We start from the raw sequence: 3,476 nt of genomic DNA on the forward strand, positions 1-3,476 counted from the left end.
ATGAGTATGACGACACGATCTTCAACCGGCAGCAGGTTCGTGCTCTGGTCTCCGAACGGAACACGTTGGCTGGGGCGAGCGACGATCCGGTGCTGCTGGCTGCGATCGCGGAGGTTCTGAGGCTGGCCGACTTGATCACACCGGCACCGCGCCGGCCAACCCACCGCCGCCTGGTGTTCGTCGGCGACTGACCGCGTCGCACACCTCACATAGGCGGACTCCGGGAACTATCCTCGGCGGAGACTCGCCATTCACGTCGTAATGCATCGCACGCCACGCGGCGGATGTGGAAACCAAAGATCGCCGCGTGTCGAGGCCTCGACCAGCAGATGATGGCGGTTGGCGCACTGGCCTCAGGGAGGTCCAGGGCAGTTGCATTGCAGGGCAGGCGCAAGTTCGTCGGCGCGTTCGTGTCGGATGGCGTGTGCCCGATCGTGGACCGCTCGCAACTGCTCGGCGGTCAGACGGCGGGCGCGCCAGAGCAGTGCGGCGGCCTCGGCGGCGTCCGGATGGGTCGGCGGGCCGGGCGTTGTCGGGTCGATGCCGGTCAGCGCGGCGAGGTCGCGTGGTGTGATGTCGAGGTACGCGGCGAATCCGGCGAGTAGTTCGGGTGTCAGGGGCTTCGTGCCGCCCCCGATCATGCCGATCGTGGAGGCCGACAGAACGGGTCCGCGGCCCAGGCCGAACAGGTATTTCGCGGCGCCGAGCCAGTTGATGTTGCGATTGTGCAGGAGGCGCAGCACCAGACCGCCAGCGTTCCTCGGATACTGCTGATATGACGGCATCGCTGCCTGCGGCCCGGACGGGCGGGGCTGTTGCGGCAAGGAGCCGACGAGTTGGCGCAGCTCCGGCACCGCACGAGGCAGGTACGTCAGGTCCCACGCCAGCACGCCGATGACGCTGGCCGCAGACGCGTCACGTACGGCGAGCTCCGGGTGCGGCGGCGCGCATGGTGTCCGGCCGCCCCTCCACCGTCAAAGGCGCTTCGCGTCGCAAGCGACGGCCACAAGCCGGTCGCCCTTGAGCAGCGGAGCCTCTGCGACCCTATGCGGTCAGGAGTCAAGCGGCAGGCCGGTAGCCTGCCCGCACGAGGGCGCACGCCGCCGCACCCGTCACCGACTCAAGGGCAGTGTGAGCGAGCGTCAAGGCCGCCTCGACGTCTAGCGAGCCGAACGGAGGAGACGGCATGTGCCGAACATGGCTACCCTTGATCACGGAGCCGGTCTGTTGAACCCGGTGTTGACCCACTGAGCCATTTTCATCGTGTGTAGCGGCTGGTCTCGACGCGGTGCAGGACGAGGATAGCCTGCACGATGGTGGTGGCTCGGCGCGGGCAGCAGCGCAGTTTGGTCAGGATTTTCCAGGTCTTGAGGGTGGCGATGGCCCGTTCGCCGCAGGCACGGATCTTGGTGTGTGCCTTGTTCACCGCTTTCTGCCGGCGTGACAGCTTCGGCCGGTGGCGGTGGCGTTTGAACGGGGTGCGGACGGTGCCACCGGCGCCCTGGTAACCCTTGTCGGCAAAGGTTTTGACGCTGGCGGCGGTCAGCGCATCGACGATGCCGTGGGCGCGGGCCGCGGTCAGGTCGTGCACCACGCCCGGCAACGCTGGTGACGCCCACACGAGGCGACCGACAGGGTCCGCGATGACCTGCACGTTGACGCCGTGGCGTCGATGTTTTCCGGAGTAGTACGGCCGCTGGTCGGCGACTCGGTCGATCGGGACCAGTGTGCCGTCCAGGATCGTGTAGGCGAGCGCGCGAATGCGATCCAAGGCGGTGTTGAGGTCCTCGGCGGCTGTGGCGAGCAGGGCGATCGCTTCTTGGACGTAGCGCCAGGCGGTGGCGACGCCGACTGCGAACCCGGCGGCGAGGCGGGTGTAGGTGTCGCCGTTGCGCAGATGGGCCAGGGCGAGCAGCGCCTGACGACCGGGGTCCAGGCGCCGCCACCGGGATCGACGCTGGTTGCGGATCTGGTCGGCGAGATGGTTCAGGGTTCGGCTGGACAGCGGAATCGCGGCGGGGTAAGACAGCACAGCGAGGCTCCCGGTTGGGGCATCGGATCTTGGTCGACTGCTGCTGTCTTACCGGGAGCCTCGCCCTCATCGATCTCCGGGTCGCCCTACCTACACCGTCCTGCAACCTCGGCCTGAAAAGGCTCAATCAATCCGATTCTAAGCGAGAAAACCTGTACGACAGTCGTCCGGCCCCGAACCGGGCCGATGCACATTGACAGCGGTGCGCCCCCGAACCCGCACGCCTGTCAATACAGTCACGCCTTGGACGACGGATCGTTGCAGCCAGAACCAAGATCTTTCTCGGCTGTACGATGTCGGGAGAACCTGCACGTCGAAGTCACCGACCGGCTGTCGCCACGCCTCGGGGACGTCCGGCGCGGCGAGCCGCTGCCACGAAGCTGCCGGAGGAGTCCGGGTGCATCAGTTGTACGACGGCAGCCCGAGACTGTTCAGGATCGCGTCATGGTGCTCCTCGGCGAAGGTGTACTCCTTGCGCGCGAGCAGCGCCGCGCGCACGTCTTCCGGATCGACCTCCCCGATCGCGAACGGCATGAACCACAAGGGATCCGCACCGATCGGCCCGCTCGGCGACTCGCCGTCGGCGAGCACCCTGCCGTCGAGCACGGACCGGAACACTCCGTCCTCGTCCTCGAACGTCTCGACCAGCATGCCGATATCCGAGACGTAGCGGTGCACCCTCGCCCCGCCGGCATACATCCGGCACTCGACTACGTCCGAGTCGAACACGAACGTCGTGAACGCCGGTCGTCCGGTCCGCTCGGTGATGTCCATCGCCAGACCCCGCGGCCGGTCCTCCGTGTCCACCAGGATCCGCTCCCCGGCGATCTGCCGGACGGTCGCGTCCCGGCCGGCCGCCCAGATCGCCGCCTCGACGGCATCCAGCGGCGCCGCGACCAGAATCGTCTCGTACGTCGTACCCATGGTCTCTCCGATCAGCGTTCCTGTGCGCCGAGCTCCGCCGCGTCACGCAGCACCACCCGATACGGATTCTCACCCGGGGTGCAGATACTGGTCCAGGTCACGGGGCAGCCCGGGCCGCAGCGCGGGCGCCACCGCCTCGAACACCCGGGTCAGGGTAGCCTTGTCGAACTCCCGGTAGTCCTCGGTGGCCTGCAGCCAGACGCCGCCCGTGCGCGCTCATCGGCAGTTGCGGACGCCGAGGACACCGCCGGACGTGACGGTGCGTAGCGCCCAGATCGCGGCATGACAGCGCACGTGATCATAAATGCGACCACCTCGCGATTGCCCGTTGACCAATTCCTGCCTGCCCCGATGGCGCAGGTTACGCCCTGCGGGCATCAAGAAGGCCGATTGACGACTCGATCACGGCAGACCATGCCTGAAGGTCACCAACTCACCGGTTAGGTCGACGACGTCGACCTTCCATCCGGCGTTCAACCATGCGTGCGCTTGGACGCGTGTCTTGTTGAAGGTGTTGCCC

The 3,476-nt window shown here is 67.2% G+C and carries 4 protein-coding genes; 1 reads left to right on the plus strand and 3 read right to left on the minus strand.

Features of this window, described 5'->3' with window-relative positions; translation table 11 throughout:
- A partial coding sequence (locus ABZS66_RS60985) for a hypothetical protein (protein ID WP_354774053.1) occupies positions 1-191 on the plus strand: 191 nt, incomplete at its 5' end.
- A 162-nt stretch (positions 192-353) separates the two neighbouring features.
- Here the strand turns inward: ABZS66_RS60985 and ABZS66_RS60990 are convergent.
- The 3 genes from ABZS66_RS60990 to ABZS66_RS61000 all read right to left on the minus strand — a co-directional run bounded on the left by ABZS66_RS60990 (position 354) and on the right by ABZS66_RS61000 (position 2,956).
- The gene (locus ABZS66_RS60990; RefSeq protein WP_354774055.1) at positions 354-890 is read right to left on the minus strand and encodes a hypothetical protein; all 537 of its coding nucleotides are present in this window, start codon (positions 888-890) and stop codon (positions 354-356) included.
- A 368-nt stretch (positions 891-1,258) separates the two neighbouring features.
- Positions 1,259-2,032, minus strand: coding sequence for a transposase family protein (locus ABZS66_RS60995; RefSeq protein ID WP_354774057.1), 774 nt, complete (start codon positions 2,030-2,032; stop codon positions 1,259-1,261).
- A gap of 402 nt (positions 2,033-2,434) precedes the next feature.
- Entirely contained in the window at positions 2,435-2,956 is a 522-nt protein-coding gene (locus tag ABZS66_RS61000) for a hypothetical protein (RefSeq protein WP_354774059.1), read from the minus strand.
- Positions 2,957-3,476: the final 520 nt, after the last annotated feature.

It is taken from the genome of Dactylosporangium sp. NPDC005572 (genome assembly GCF_040605515.1).
Lineage (GTDB): Bacteria > Actinomycetota > Actinomycetes > Mycobacteriales > Micromonosporaceae > Dactylosporangium.

What these genes read in the sequence shown, in the direction of transcription:
- ABZS66_RS61000 (WP_354774059.1), bottom strand. Translation starts at nt 2,956, where the DNA reads ATGGGTACGACGTACGAGACGATTCTGGTCGCGGCGCCGCTGGATGCC.